8 protein-coding genes are annotated in these 14,582 nt (G+C 54.6%); 3 read left to right on the forward strand and 5 right to left on the reverse strand.

Going from position 1 to position 14,582, the window contains the following annotated elements:
• Nucleotides 1-498 precede the first annotated feature (498 nt).
• Both EI293_RS00670 and EI293_RS00675 read left to right on the forward strand, forming a co-directional pair.
• Complete coding sequence (locus EI293_RS00670; protein ID WP_125434730.1) at nucleotides 499-3,690, forward strand: SusC/RagA family TonB-linked outer membrane protein; 3,192 nt, start codon at nucleotides 499-501, stop codon at nucleotides 3,688-3,690.
• A 20-nt stretch (nucleotides 3,691-3,710) separates the two neighbouring features.
• Nucleotides 3,711-5,153, forward strand: coding sequence for a RagB/SusD family nutrient uptake outer membrane protein (locus EI293_RS00675; protein WP_125434732.1), 1,443 nt, complete (start codon nucleotides 3,711-3,713; stop codon nucleotides 5,151-5,153).
• A gap of 53 nt (nucleotides 5,154-5,206) precedes the next feature.
• Here EI293_RS00675 and EI293_RS00680 read toward each other — a convergent pair whose 3' ends face one another.
• From EI293_RS00680 to lon, 4 genes are all read right to left on the reverse strand, one after another.
• Nucleotides 5,207-6,001, reverse strand: coding sequence for an SDR family NAD(P)-dependent oxidoreductase (locus tag EI293_RS00680; RefSeq protein ID WP_246010493.1), 795 nt, complete (start codon nucleotides 5,999-6,001; stop codon nucleotides 5,207-5,209).
• A gap of 42 nt (nucleotides 6,002-6,043) precedes the next feature.
• Complete coding sequence (gene hslU, locus EI293_RS00685; protein ID WP_125434734.1) at nucleotides 6,044-7,459, reverse strand: ATP-dependent protease ATPase subunit HslU; 1,416 nt, start codon at nucleotides 7,457-7,459, stop codon at nucleotides 6,044-6,046.
• A 92-nt stretch (nucleotides 7,460-7,551) separates the two neighbouring features.
• Nucleotides 7,552-8,607 carry a type IX secretion system protein PorQ gene (gene porQ / locus EI293_RS00690; protein WP_125434736.1) on the reverse strand — a complete coding sequence of 352 codons (1,056 nt, stop codon included), beginning with the start codon at nucleotides 8,605-8,607 and terminating at the stop codon, nucleotides 7,552-7,554.
• Between the two features lie 196 nt (nucleotides 8,608-8,803).
• Entirely contained in the window at nucleotides 8,804-11,260 is a 2,457-nt protein-coding gene (gene lon, locus EI293_RS00695) for an endopeptidase La (RefSeq protein WP_125436230.1), read from the reverse strand.
• A gap of 458 nt (nucleotides 11,261-11,718) precedes the next feature.
• Here lon and EI293_RS00700 point away from each other — a divergent pair, with 458 nt between their 5' ends.
• Entirely contained in the window at nucleotides 11,719-13,788 is a 2,070-nt protein-coding gene (locus EI293_RS00700; RefSeq protein ID WP_125434738.1) for an OmpA family protein, read from the forward strand.
• Between the two features lie 236 nt (nucleotides 13,789-14,024).
• Here EI293_RS00700 and EI293_RS00705 read toward each other — a convergent pair whose 3' ends face one another.
• Complete coding sequence (locus tag EI293_RS00705; RefSeq protein ID WP_125434740.1) at nucleotides 14,025-14,528, reverse strand: DUF6702 family protein; 504 nt, start codon at nucleotides 14,526-14,528, stop codon at nucleotides 14,025-14,027.
• Nucleotides 14,529-14,582: the final 54 nt, after the last annotated feature.

Genomic DNA, 14,582 nt, shown 5'->3' on the forward strand with positions numbered 1-14,582 from the left:
TTTATGCGCGAGGCAGACCAGTGCATAAGAGCGGTCTAACAGGGAATTACCTGTCTTCCGAGGTTGATTTCAGCGACAGACTTGCGCTAGCCAAACCGGAAACCGTGATGTTGGTGGCGTCACTCATTTGTCTCACAGCAAATCAGCGACGCAGGTTGGTGTAAGGTTAGATATGTACAAATCACTAGCATTCTACTCATATATATTTATATTATCACAAAATAATCATATAAAATATATACAATTTTTAAATTATATTTTAATATTCACAACACGGGGCATTCCTTTTCTTAGCCGAAAATGTTTGTTGCCTTGACTGCCTTATATGCCTTTGCAGCATGCAAACAGGCACTCTTGCAGGGTAAAAGGACGCATTCAGCGAGAATAGGCAGAGCCAAGCAGCAAAATGCAATTCTATTAAAGATTCAAGTAGTATTTTAGCAATACCTTAGATAAAGAAGCAATTCACACACACCTTTCTAATTTTTCCCGCTCTTCATGAAAAAACTTCTGCTCACAACATTACCCTTAGTTGCCTTAGTAGCGACTCAGGCAACTGCACAGACCCGGTCTATTTCCGGCCGGGTGACAGACCGCACCACCGGTGATGGCCTGCCAGGTGTGACGGTACTGGTTAAGGGTACAACTAACGGGGTATCCACTAACTCTGATGGTACTTTTACGCTAACAGCACCTACGTCAGCTACTACTATTTCCATCAGTTCAGTTGGCTACACTTCTATTGAACTCCCTATAACTGATGGCCCGATCAACATAGGCTTAGCACCTGACACTAAGTCTTTGAGTGAGGTGGTAGTTACTGGCTACGGTGGCTCACAGGATGTGAAAGACATCACTGGCTCAGTAGCACAGGTGAAGGAAGAGAAACTGTTGCTCCAGCCAGTACAAAGCGTTGACCAAGCACTGCAAGGTCGTATGGCTGGCGTAAATGCCAACATCACGGGTGGTACCTTGGGCGACCGGGTTGCTGTGCGCGTTCGTGGCGCCAACTCCATTAGCGGTAGCTCAGAGCCCCTCTATGTTTTGGACGGTGTTCCGTTGAACACTGCACCTCAGGGCAATGTGCTTTCCACACGCTATAACCCTTTGGCAGATATCAACCCCAATGATATTCAATCGGTAGACGTGTTGAAAGACGCATCTGCCGCGGCTATCTACGGCTCGCGTGCTGCTAACGGGGTCATTATTATTACTACCAAACGTGGTAAATCTGGTCAAAACCGTATTTCAATTAACTCTTTCTACGGATTTCAGCAAGCTATTCGCACGCCTGACTTGCTGAATGCCGCTGACTTTCAGACCATAAGCAACGAGAAGGCTAATAATAGCCGCTTCGGTAGCTCGAATGGGGTCGTTAATACTACGTTTCCCATCAATATCGCACAGCCTGTTGATGTAAACGGGGATGGTATCAATGATGAAACTGACTGGATCAAGGAGATTTTCCAAGATGGTACGCAACAGAACTACCAAGTAGCTCTATCGGGCGGCAATGAGTTTGCAAGCTACTATGGTTCCGGCGACTGGAATGATCAGAAGGGTATCATTGTGAACAACCGCTTACGGCGCGGTTCAGGACGATTAAATCTGGATTTAACGCCTAAAAAGTGGCTCAAATCAGGTGTCAGCCTTAGCTACTCGAAAGCATTCAACCAAGGTATTAACGGCGAAACCGCTCTTGCTGGTGCAACGGTATCGGGCTACACGGCTCCACCTAACGTGCCAGCATACAATCCAGATGGTTCTTACTATCTAAATAGTGTATTCAACATTGGCAATGGTAACAACTTGCTGCCAAATGCTTCTTACGCACCCAATGCTTTTAACCATATTCCGGCAGTACTTAATCTCAACAAAAACGAGAATACGTCGCAACGAATCTTGGGCAACGGTTATCTAACTGTAGAGCCGATTAAAGGCCTACAGCTAACCACCCGATATGGTGTCGATTACACTACTAACTTCGAAGAACAGTATAGCGACCCACGTATTGCTGGTCTAGGCCGGTTTGCGTTGGGCCCAGGGCAGCTAGGCTTGGTGCAGGATTACAATACAGACCGCACCCAATTCAACTGGCAGAACTATGCCAACTATAGTAATACATTCGCCGAAAATCATACGGTTGACGTTACTGCTGGCGTTGAATATCAAGAAACTAAAGTCCGGCAGATCTATACTGTTGCTGGTGGTTTCTCTGACACCAAGTTCCAGTCGATCATCGATAACGTTTTCACCTCGCAGGCTCCTGGCGGCGGTGGTCTGGCAGCTAACGGCTTTCAGTCTTACTTCGGACGCGCAAACTATACTTTCTCGAATAAGTATTACGCTTCGTTCTCGCTGCGTAGAGATGCCTCATCTGTATTTGGAGCTAATAACCAAAGCGGTATATTCCCTGGTGGTGGCATCGGCTGGCGTATTTCTGAGGAAGGTTTCATGGAGAATATATCGGTCATCAATGACCTGAAACTCCGCGCCAGCTATGGATCGGTAGGTAACTCCAATGGTATAGGCAATTATGCCTCCCGTACTCTTGTTGGTGGTGGCCTCTACGCCGATCTGAACGGCTTTACGATCACTCAGGTAGGTAACCCTTCGTTACAGTGGGAAAAGTCAACGAAACTGGACATTGGTTTTGATGCTTCCTTGCTGAACAACCGGGTGAACGTTGTGTTTGACTATTTCAACAACGACATCAGCGACCTGTTGCTGTTGGCCCCAACCCTGCGGACCACAGGTGTTCCAAACACCTCCATCAGCCGCAACATCGGCTCGATGTATAACCGGGGTGTGGAACTGACCTTGAACACGACGAACATACAGTTGGAAAATGGTTTCTCCTGGACTTCCTCTATTAACGGTTCCATCATCAAAAACCGGGTAACTAGTCTGTCGACTCCTAACGACATCATTCAGGCCAACCAGCGCGCCAGCGTAGGTAGAAGCCTAGGTGTTTATTTCCTGCCGGTATGGGCCGGAGTAAATCCTGATAATGGTAACGCTCAGTTCTACGATAAGGATGGTAACATCAAGCAGTATGATGCTGCCTGGGCAACTCCAGCCGGCACTGGCTTCTCTATCGGCCGCTGGTTGGATGCCAACGGAGAACCCACTACAGCTATCAACGCGGGTGATTTCAAATACACGAAAGAAAGCGGATATCCAACTTTCTTCGGTGGATTTGATAACACGTTTGCCTTCAAAGGTGTCGAGTTAGGCGTTTTCCTGCAGTACAGCGGTGGCAATAAGGTTTACAATGGCTACCGTCAGGCGTTGCTCAGCAGCAATTTCCAGAACAACATCAACGAAATCAAAGACCGCTGGACTGCGCCTGGTCAAAACACGGACATTCCGAAACAAGTGTTGCGTGATGCGCAATCCAACATAGCCTCCACCCGATGGCTGGAAAACGGTGATTTCCTGCGCCTGCGTCAGTTGAGTCTAGGATACAACCTGCCATCGGACATAGCTAAGCGTATTGGTTTGAACAATGTGCGCCTGTACACCCTAGTGCAGAATGTATACACCTTCACCAAATACAAAGGCCTTGATCCGGAAGTAAACTCCAACGTTAACGCGGCTAACACCGGTGCTAACGTAGCTTATGGAGTAGATGGTCGCTCAGTTCCTCCAACGCGCAGCTTCACTTTCGGCGTCAACCTGGGTATTTAATCTTGCTTTCTCCTCCTTATATGTTCCACACTTCCACTCTGCGTCAACTTGTGTTGTGCGCACTACTGATGGCCACAGCAACCAGCTGTGATGACGTCCTAGACCAAGATCCACCCGCAGCTTTGACCCAAGAAGATGCGTTTGCTAATGCTGACCGCATCCAAAAGACGGCCATTGGCATGTATGACCAGCTTCAAAATCCGGAGTTTTTGGGTGGCCGTGCGCTGATCTACAGCGACGTTCGCAGTGATGACACCAACCCTGCTTCCTTCTTTGGGGGCATCGGCACGTTCACGGCATTGGCCAATGATGCAACCGTAACCGCCGCCTGGACGGGCGGTTACCGCTCTTTGTACGGTGCCAATTTCTTCCTGCAGGAAATGCCTAAGAACACGGGCAAAGTATCTGCTGAGTTGGAGGCACAATATACTGGTGAGGCAAAATTCATCCGGGCTTTGCTTTATTTCCACTTGGTAAACCTGTTCGCTCAACCTTACAACTTCACGGCCGATGCCTCGCACCCAGGCGTGGTATTGCAGTTGACCGCACCTGATGCCAGCAATGCGTTCGACGCAACTCAGGCTAAGCCTCGTTCTACGGTTCGGGAAGTATACACTCAGATTGAGACTGATCTGAACGACGCTATTGCTAGTTTGCCTGAAACGTATTCTACTCCTTTCGAAAGAACGGCACGGGCTACCAAAGATGCTGCACGTACTCTATTATCCCGCGTATATCTATACGAGGGCAAATATACTGAGGCAGCGGCGCTGGCAGGGACGGTAATCACTGGCGGACGCCATTCATTAGCAGCAACGCCGGCCGTACCATTCACACTTGCTACGTTCCAGAACCCCGAGTCGATTTTCTCGGTAGCCAATAACGTGAGTGACAACCCTAATACCAACAACGCACTTGGCCAGCATTATCGCAGCCGGGCTGGTAGCGGGGACATCAGCGTAAATCCTTACGCGCTGATTCCAGTTGCGCAGTTTCCGGCAGATGACCGCCGCCGTCTGTTACTGCTGTCACCAACTGCCATTCCTGGCGCAGCTAACAGCCCGTTGGTGCTGACGCAGAAATACAGAGAGGCTTCTGCTGATTATGCGCCAATTGCTCGTTACGCAGAGACCTTGCTGAACCGTGCCGAAGGTCTGGCGCAAGTGGCAACCGGTGTAAGCAGCGAAGCCGTTACGTTGCTCAATCAAGTACGTGACCGGTCTAAGCCAGCAGCAACTGCTTCCTACACTGTAGCCAGTTTTGCTACGAAACAAGCACTCATTGATGCTATTCTACTGGAGCGTCGTCTGGAACTGGCCTTCGAAGGCCACCGTTACTACGACCTGATGCGCTACAAACGTAACTCCAGCCGGGTTACCTATGGTGCCGACAGAGCTATTCTGCCAATTCCATTGGTTGACATCCAGCAGAACCCCAATTTGGTTCAGAACCCCGGTTATTAATCGGAGATCTTCACTAACTAAAAAAGGCCGACTGAACAGTCGGCCTTTTTTAGTTAGTGAAGATCTCTCATACGCAACACTACCGGTTCGTTAGAAGTCATGGGCTGCTGAAGCCACTGAATAATTAGGCTGGCAGCTTTATCAGGTGCCACCAAGTTTCTACTTTGCTTTAAGTCTGTAAACTGTTCAGCTTCGCTGAAATTCGCTATATCCGCCGAGCGAATATGCTCCTGCATGGCCGTATCGAGCACTCCGGGGGAGAGGCTGCGGATACGGACACCGGTGCCGCGCAGGTCCTGCTCCTTCTGCACCGTGCGGGAAAGGGCATCGAGGGCGGCTTTGGAAGCAGAGTAGGCGGCCCAGCCATCCACGGCACGCTGGGCGGCTCCGCTGCTGATGTTGAGAATAGTCCGGGAAACGGTAAGGCTGGCATACGTGCTCAGAAAGGTATTCATGAGCATAGCCGGCGCAATCAGATTCACATCGAACACGAACTCAAAATGCTCGTTTGGTAGCTCCCCGATGTACCCGATATCACCCAATACACCGGCGTTGTTGATCAGGGTGATACTGGCGGCGTCCGGTAAAGGAGGAAAGACCTTATGCAGGTTGTTCTGCACAGCCAGCATATCAGAAAGGTCGAGCGGCTGGTGACGGTAACGGGCATGCTCGATGGTGGCGTGGCGTGATACGCCGATGACCTGGGTATCAGGTTGCTGCAGCAGAGTTTCGGCCAAGGCTTTACCTAAGCCGCGGCTGGCTCCGGTAATGATGTAGTAATGCATTGGATTTCGGGTAAGATGAGGCAGTCTGGAATACGGGATAAAACAAAAAGAGGCAGTATGCACTGCCTCTTTTTGTTGCTACTACAGCCAAAAACGTGCGACAACTCACAGAATATACTGGCTTAGGTCGCGGTTACGCACCATGTCGCGCAGCCGCTCTTCTACCAGTTCCCGGGTAATGAGGATGTGGGCGTTGGGGCCGATGCGGTCCGGCACGTCGAACAGAATATCGTTCAACAGGCGGCTCATGACCGTATGCAGCCGGCGCGCCCCAATGTTTTCTACCTCACTGTTGACCTCAAAAGCAATTTCAGCCAACCGCTCCAAAGCGGTATCGTCAAAGGTCAGCACAACGCCTTCTGCCTGCAGCAGGGCCTCATACTGCTTGGTAAGGGCATTTTTGGGGTCTTTCAGGATGCGGAAGAAATCCTCCTTGGTCAGGCTCTGCAACTCCACCCGGATGGGGAAGCGGCCCTGCAGCTCGGGAATCAAATCAGAAGGCTTGGCAACGTGGAAGGCCCCGGCGGCAATAAACAGAATATGGTCCGTCTGGATGATGCCGTACTTGGTGTTTACCGCCGAGCCTTCCACGATGGGGAGCAGGTCGCGCTGCACGCCTTCCCGGCTTACATCGGGGCCGCCACCGCCTTTGCCACTGCGGCTGGCTACCTTGTCTATCTCATCAATGAAGATGATGCCGGCATTTTCGGCCTGCCGGATGGCTTCATCCTTCACCTCATCCATATCGATGAGCTTGGCGGCTTCCTCATCGAGCAGAATTTTGCGCGCCTCCGCCACGGTAACTTTGCGCTTGCGGGTTTTCTTGGGCAGCATAGATCCCAGCATGTCTTGGATGCCGGCCATGCTGGCTTCGTCCATCCCGCCGGGGCCGCCCATCACGCTGATGCCGGGGCCACTGGTGTGCTGCACCCGGATTTCAATTTTGCGCTCATCCAACTCCCCATTGCGAATTTTCTCCCGAAACCGCTCCCGGGTCCGCTCGTTCAGCTCATGGTCAGAATCGGGCATTTCGCCCGGGGCAGCTACCGGAAAGCCCAGCGCCGGCTTGGCGGCGGGCTGGGCCGCATTGGTTACGGGCGGAATCAGGATATCCAGAATAAGGTCTTCCACGGCCTGGGCGGCCTGGGCTTTCACCTCTTCCTTGCGGCGCAGCTTCACCATGTTCACCGACTGCTCCACCAGGTCGCGCACCATGCTTTCCACGTCGCGGCCCACGTAGCCGACTTCAGTGAACTTGGAGGCTTCCACCTTGGTGAACGGGGCGCCGGAAATACTGGCCAAACGGCGGGCAATTTCGGTTTTCCCCACGCCCGTGGAGCCAATCATGAGGATGTTGTTGGGCACGATTTCGCGCTGCATGTCGGGGGCGGCATGCAGGCGGCGCCACCGGTTGCGCAGGGCAATGGCCACATGGCGTTTAGCCTCGTGCTGGCCGATAATGTACTTATCAAGCTCGGCCACAATTTGGGCCGGCGTCAGAAACTCAGCGGAATCAAGCATAAGGCAATAGGAAGAAGCAGGCTATCTGCTGTACCGAAGGAGTAGTACTACGGCAGGATGCTAAAAGTTTGTGTTTCGCACGCACCGTTGTGCTAAGGCTGTTTTTTGAACAGCGAATCGAGGTTGCGGGCAATGGTGAAGTAGTTGGCTCCGCCCGAGGCGTGGTAGCCGGCGTGGGTGTAATCGAGCTGAAACTGACTTACGCGCAGCATCACGCCGAACGAGAAACCGGCCCCACCCGAGGTATTCTCCAGGCGCAGTTCCCGGCGCTGCAAATGGTTGTAGCCCACCCGCACGTTCAGGTTCTTGCTCAGCAGCAGCTCCCCTCCTACCACAAAATGTCGGGCAATTTTATCTCCAAGACTCTTTTTGGGCTTCACCTCTTCCCCATTCTCATCCAGCTGACCGCGCTGGTTAGGGTCCAGGTACACGATATCAAGCTGCTGGAGGTGATGAGCGGTGAAAGAAAAGCGCAACGGCAGATGCTCGGGCTTAAAAGACGTGCCCAGTTGTACGTCCAGGGGCATGGGCTCCCGGTCGGCTCCGTCGTAGGGCTTGAACTGAATACCGGCGTTGCGGACGACTAAGCCCACCGTAAAGTCCTGATCGGGGTGTTTAAAAAGCCCCCCGACATCGGCCAGGGCAGCAAAGGAGTGGTTGCCGGCAATACCTGAACCCGCCAGCTTCAGCGTGCCCCCGATAGTAAAGACACCGGTGGTATAAGAGTCGGCCACACTCAGCGCGTACTCATTCACCGAAAACTGTCCCAGCGAATTGCCAGCCACGTCAAACTGCTCAAAATTACCGTAGCTCAGGTAGGTCAGGCCCACGCCGAAACGGCCCGCTTTCTGGGTATTGAACACGTAAGCCGCCGTACTTTGCTTGATATCAGCCAGATAATCGACGTAGCCCAAGGCCAGGCGGCCATCCATTTCACTGTTGAGCAGGGCCGGGTTGCCGTACAGCATAGTCCCATCCGCGTCGCGGGCCGATACGTTGGCCCCACCCAGCCCGGCCAGCTTGGCACTGGTAGGCAGATTCAGAAAGGAAAAGGCTTGCTGTCCGCCAATCTGGGCCTGCACGGCAGGAACGAGGCCCAACAGGAGCAGACCAGAAACAGCAACGGCGCGGCGTAAGAGTAGATTCATCAGCAACTAAGATAAATGCTGAAACGCGGATTGTGCGGATTACTCAGATTTCACGGATTTCGGACACGCCAAGGTTACCTATCCTTGCGTCAGTCAGCTAGGCTCTGATCGGGTCCACTGCGTTTAGTGAACGAACCCACGACTGAAAATTGTATCCAAAATCCGCGAAATCTGAGTAATCCGCATAATCCGCGTTTTAGCTAACTTCCACGCTGGGCGCAGCCGGAACCGGGTTTTCGTCGCGCACCACCAGCTTCATGGGGTAAGCTACTTTTTCCTCCAGCAAAGCCACCCGCAGCACGTCGTCCACCCGGTCGGCGTAGTGAATGGTGAGGTCCTTAAGGTACTCGGCCGAAATTTCGTCGATGTCCTTCTTGTTCTTGGGGCAGAGGATGATGTCGCGCACGCCGGCACGCTTGGCCGCCAGTATCTTCTCTTTGATGCCGCCCACCGGCAGCACCTTGCCGCGCAGCGTGATTTCGCCCGTCATGGCCAGATGGCTGCGGATTTTGCGCTGCGTAAACACCGAGGCAATACTGGTGAAAATGGCAATACCGGCCGAAGGGCCGTCTTTGGGCACGGCGCCTTCAGGGAAGTGAATGTGCAGGTCGTACTGGTCGAAGAGGCGGTAGTCGATATCCAACTCCTCAGCCCGGCTGCGCAGGTAGCTCAGCGCCGTCACGGCCGATTCCTTCATCACGTCGCCGAGCTGGCCCGAAAGGGTGAGCTTGCCCCGGCCCCGGCTCAGCAGGCTTTCAATGAACAGAATGTCGCCGCCCACGCTGGTCCAGGCCAGGCCCGTTACCACGCCGGCGGTTTCGTTGTCCTGGTACTGGTCCCGGTCGAAGATGGGCGCCCCCAGAATGCGGCGCACGTCTTTGGGCTCCAGCGTAGCCGGAAACTCCTCTTTCAGGGCCTTGCTTTTGGCCAGATTGCGGGTGAGGGCGCCCAGCTTCCTTTCCAGGCTGCGCACGCCGCTTTCGCGGGTATAATCGTCAATCACGCGCTGCAAAGCGGCGTTGGTTATACCCGCGTCCTTAATTGTCAGGCCGTGGTCGTGGAGCATTTTGGGCCAGAGGTGCTTTTTGGCAATCTGGGTTTTCTCCTCCAAAGTGTAGCCCGTGAGGTCGATGATTTCCATCCGGTCGCGCAAAGCGGGCTGAATCGTTTCCAGCGAGTTGGCCGTGGCAATGAACAGCACCTTCGACAAGTCGTACTCTACCTCCAAGTAGTTGTCGGTGAAGGTGGAATTCTGCTCGGGGTCCAACACTTCCAGCAGCGCCGACGACGGGTCGCCCCGGAAGTCGGAGGCCAGCTTGTCGATTTCATCCAGCACAATAACCGGGTTGGAGGCCCCGGACTTCTTGATCTGGGAGATGATGCGGCCGGGCATGGCCCCCACGTAAGTTTTGCGGTGCCCCCGGATTTCGGCCTCGTCGCGCACGCCGCCCAGGCTCATGCGCACGTACTGGCGGCCCAGGGCCTTGGCAATGGAGCGGCCCAGGCTGGTTTTGCCCACGCCGGGCGGGCCGTACAGGCACAGAATCGGGGCCTTCAGGTCGTTTTTGAGCTTGAGCACGGCCAGATACTCGATGATACGCGCCTTCACCTTTTCCATGCCGTAGTGGTCCTGGTCGAGGATTTTCTGGGTACGTTTCAAGTTGAAGTTGTCCTTGGTGTACTCGGCCCAGGGCAGATCCAGCAGAAACTCCACATAATTCAGGCTCACCGGGTACTCGGCAGCCTGGGGGTTGATGCGGGTGAGCTTGTCCAGCTCCTTCAGAAAGTGCTTGCCCACACTCTCGGGCCACTTCTTGGTTTTGGCACGCTGACGCAGCTTGTCCACTTCCTGGTCGGGACCATCGAAGCCCAGCTCGTCCTGCAATACCTTGATCTGCTGGCGCAGGAAATAGTCGCGCTGCTGCTGGTCGATGTCGGTGTGGACTTTGGTGTGGATTTCGCGCTTGATTTCCAGCAGCTGAATCTCCTTCAGCATCAGCTCCAGCAGGTGCGTACCGCGCTCCACGCCGTCGTTGATTTCCAGCAGCTTCTGCTTGATGCTGACCTCCACGTTGATGTTGGAGGATAGGAAATGCGTCAGGAACGAGGGCGACTCGATGTTATCCAGCGCCAGCTGGGCTTCCTGCGGAATTTCGGGGTTGAGCTTGAGCATCTTGGCCGCCGCCTCCTTCAGCGACGATACCAGCGCCTTGACTTCCTTGGACGTTTTGCCGGGAAACGTTTCGGGGGCGTAGCTCACGCGGGCCGTCATGTAGGGCGTGCTCTGGATTTCTTCCTCAATCTTGAAGCGCGACTGGCCCTGAATGATGATGGTGGTATTGCCATCGGGCAGCACCAGCAGCTTCAGTATTTTGGCCATTGTGCCCACCGGGTACAGGTCGGCCAGCGTCGGGTCGTCGCTCTGGCCGTTTTTCTGCGCTACTACGCCCACAATCTTGTTACCCCGGTAGGCTTTGCGTACCAGTCGGATGCTCTTCTTGCGCGTGACCGTCACGGGCAGCACCACGCCGGGAAACAGCACCGTGTTGCGCACGGGCAGCAGCGGCAGTACCTCCGGCGACTCATCGGGCCCAAGGGGCTGGTCGGGGTCGGCGGCCACAATGGATACCATTTCGGCGGGGTCTTCAGTCATCAGTAGCAAGGAGGATAAGGGCGACTTGGGCGGAGTATAGCGACTCATGCGAGGAAAGGCAGGCAAAACGAAGCCGGGTGCCACAATGACAGACCAACGGGCCAGCTTCGGCCCCTAAGCGGCGGGGCATTTTCGAAGGTACGGATTCGGCAAGTGCCGTGCCACCACCACAAGCCGCCACATCGGCAGGTGGAGAAGTGGAGGGTTGGATGGCTGAATGGGTAGATGAACTGTCATCCTGAGCGGAGCGAAGGACCTTATCACGTTGGGACGACCTGCTCACGCGTGATAAGGTCCTTTGCTCCGCTCAGGATGACAGCTCCTGTGCTATCCGCCCGTCTATCAGTTCAACCATTCAGCAGTTCAACAATTCCCCCATTCCCTTATCAACTTCACATCCAAATTTTCCTATTTTTGATGCTTGCCGGTTCCCACCGCCTTTGTGCTTTATCATTGCTATGTTTTCCATTGCCCGTCTGCTGACTTTGTGTGCGTTGCTGCTTGCCCTGAGCCAGCCCTTTGCGCTTCGTGCCCAACAAAAAAACGGCCTTCCTACTACCCAGCGCAAGCTCACGGCCAAGGTCATCCGCCAGGCCCGGGCCCGTACCGATGCCACGCCCGACTTCCCGAACATCAACCGCGTGGCCTATTTCCAGGACAAGAAGCTGCTTCGCGAGATTCAGAAGGCTGAAAAGCGCAAAAACTGGGCGGCTTCGCGCAATCTGCTGGATGCCTACGTGAGCCAGTTTGGCATTGAGAATTTTTACAAGGATACCAACATGCTCTGGCGCTTGGGCCAGCTCTGGGAGAAGGCCGGCAACGAAGACCGCGCCAAGGCCTACTACCGCCTCGCCCTCAAGCACCGCCGCCAGAGCCTGACCAAAGTACAGCAGTACTACGACTCGCTGGAGCAGAAGGAAACCGATCTGTACGTACCGTTGCGCACGTACTACGACATTGTAGAGTACCGGAAAAACATTGCGACGTTCCGGCCGCCCAAGGGCGTGTACACCAGCATGGGCGACGCCATCAACTCCCAGCGCGAGGATTACGGCCCTACGCTGAACGCCGATGCTGACCTGCTCATTTTCTCTTCCAAGCGCAAAATGCGCGGTCTGCACAGCGTTATTGACGAAGATCTGTACATGGCCCGCCGCGAAAACGGCGTCTGGACGGAAGCCGAACCGCTGCCCAAACCCATCAACTCGCCTTACAACGAGGGCTCGGCCTGCATCAGCAAGGACGGTAAAACCTTGTTTTTTGCCCGGTGTGAGTGCCCCACCTGCCACGGGAACTGCGATCTGTACACGGCCTCCCTCCAGGATGGCAAATGGACCATGCCCAAAAGCCTGGGCACCAATGTCAACTCCACGGCCTGGGACTCGCAGCCTACTCTTTCGCCCGGCGAGGATACCCTGTACTTCGCCTCTGACCGGCTGGGCGGCTTCGGGCTGTCGGATATCTGGTACACGGTGAAGGGCAAGAACGGCCAGTGGGGCCGCGCCCAAAATATGGGGCCGGTGGTGAACACCCGCGAGAGTGAGGTCAGCCCGTTCTACCACCCGCTCTACCACGTGCTATACTTCAGCTCCCGGGGCCAGCTGCTCAACTTCGGCGACTTCGATATCTACAAAACGTACCGGGTGCGCAGCCGCTGGCAGGAGCCCATCAACATCGGTCCGCTAGTGAACGGGAAGGGCTCGGAGTACTACTTCACCATCGACGCCGAATCGAAAAACCTGTACTACGCCCGCTCCGAGGAGAAGGAAATGAAGAACCTCGACCTGTTCTCGTTTCCGCTGCCCATGGAGGCCCAGCCCCTGGCCACCACGCACGTAGAAGGCTCGCTGGTAGATTCAGTGAGCCAGAAGCCGCTCAACGGCATCGTGAGCATCATTGATACCGACAACGGCATTGAGGTAGCCAGCAAGTACCTGCGCGACGATGGCTCGTTTGATTTCGACCTGATTGAAGGCTCGCACTACGTGATGCTGATTCAGAGCCCCGACTTTTTCAGCGTAGAGAAGAAGTTTGCCTTGGCCGGCGACACGGTGATGAAGCTGATGACCAACTCCATCGACTACAAGCTGCCGCTGGTGTTCAAAAACATCGAATTCGATCAGGATAAGGCGCACATCCGACCCAGTATGCACGCCGTGCTGGACCGCATTGCCGTGTTCATGGTGGACCATCCGGAGTTCCGGCTGAGCGTGAGCGGCCACACCGACGGCAAGGGCGACCCGGATTTCAATGAGCAACTCTCGCAGGAGCGGGCCGAATCCATCCGGCGCTACATCGAACAGAAGGGCAAGCTCAAACCCAACCGCATCGATAGTTTCGGCTACGGCTCCACGCGCCCACTCAAGGATGAGGTAACGCCGGAAGACGCCAAAACCAACCGCCGCGTGGAGTTCCGCCTGATCAAACCCGAGAAAGACGACGCGCCCTTCAAGGCCGACCCATTACCCGGCAAGAAGCCCGAACCCAAACCGGCAGCCGGCGAAGAGGACGGCAAGCTGGAGTGGTAAATAGCAATGGAGCGTTCATTCTACCGATTACTATGGGCAGAAATAGGCTTGCTCCTGCTGTCAACCATACCGTGGGTTTTCGTCTTTACCCTTCCGGTTTATACGATTATAGCTACCCAATTCTTTTTTCTTCGCAAACCTTTGTGGCTGAAAGCAACTGCCAGCATCAGGCCTATTTATAGTATGTATCATAGGCATAATGCTTTATAAGCAGTATAAACACTCCTTTTAAAACTTTACCACTTCAGCTGCTGCTGCTCCTCTCCTTCCCGGAATAGCAGGCTTTGCTTACGGCCTTTGGCATCCAGGTTCACGATATTCATCTGGTCGGGGAAGATGTCGAGCAGGAGCTGATGGCGCAGCGTGATGCCAGTGGCCGTGGCCGGCAGCGGGGCCGTGAAGTACACCCAGTAGGCATCCGTTTCCTTCTGCAGGCCCACCAGCGTAAGCGGCAGCGGCTTACCAGCCGTGCGGCTGAGCTGCACCGAGCGCCGCAACAGGTCCTGAAGCAGCGGGTTGAGCTGGGCGCGGCTGAGCTGGTCGGTGCGAACGGGAACGGCCTTACCTTTGGAAAGGTCCTTTTCCAGGTCGTCGATAAAGATTTTTAGGGCCATTTCCAGCCGCTGCTTCTCCGGATTGAAGCGCAGCTCTAGGATGCTGGCGTGGTAGGTATGCGCCCAGACGGCCAGGCTCAGCGTGAGCAGCAGCAACGGAAGCAGAAAGAAACGGGCAGTTCTCATGACAGGAAAGGTGTAATTCGGCTGCTATGGTTGCAGCCGCTGGCCCGCTTGGCG

It is taken from the genome of Hymenobacter perfusus (assembly GCF_003944765.1).
Classification (GTDB): Bacteria; Bacteroidota; Bacteroidia; order Cytophagales; family Hymenobacteraceae; genus Hymenobacter; species Hymenobacter perfusus.

Excerpts from the sequence above, each read along its gene's own strand:
- EI293_RS00705 (WP_125434740.1), bottom strand. The coding sequence starts at position 14,528 with ATGAGAACTGCCCGTTTCTTTCTGCTTCCGTTGCTGCTGCTCACGCTG.
- hslU (WP_125434734.1), bottom strand. The coding sequence starts at position 7,459 with ATGCTTGATTCCGCTGAGTTTCTGACGCCGGCCCAAATTGTGGCCGAG.
- porQ (WP_125434736.1), bottom strand. The coding sequence starts at position 8,607 with ATGAATCTACTCTTACGCCGCGCCGTTGCTGTTTCTGGTCTGCTCCTG.
- lon (WP_125436230.1), bottom strand. The coding sequence starts at position 11,260 with ATGACTGAAGACCCCGCCGAAATGGTATCCATTGTGGCCGCCGACCCC.
- EI293_RS00675 (WP_125434732.1), top strand. The coding sequence starts at position 3,711 with ATGTTCCACACTTCCACTCTGCGTCAACTTGTGTTGTGCGCACTACTG.
- EI293_RS00700 (WP_125434738.1), top strand. The coding sequence starts at position 11,719 with ATGTTTTCCATTGCCCGTCTGCTGACTTTGTGTGCGTTGCTGCTTGCC.
- EI293_RS00670 (WP_125434730.1), top strand. The coding sequence starts at position 499 with ATGAAAAAACTTCTGCTCACAACATTACCCTTAGTTGCCTTAGTAGCG.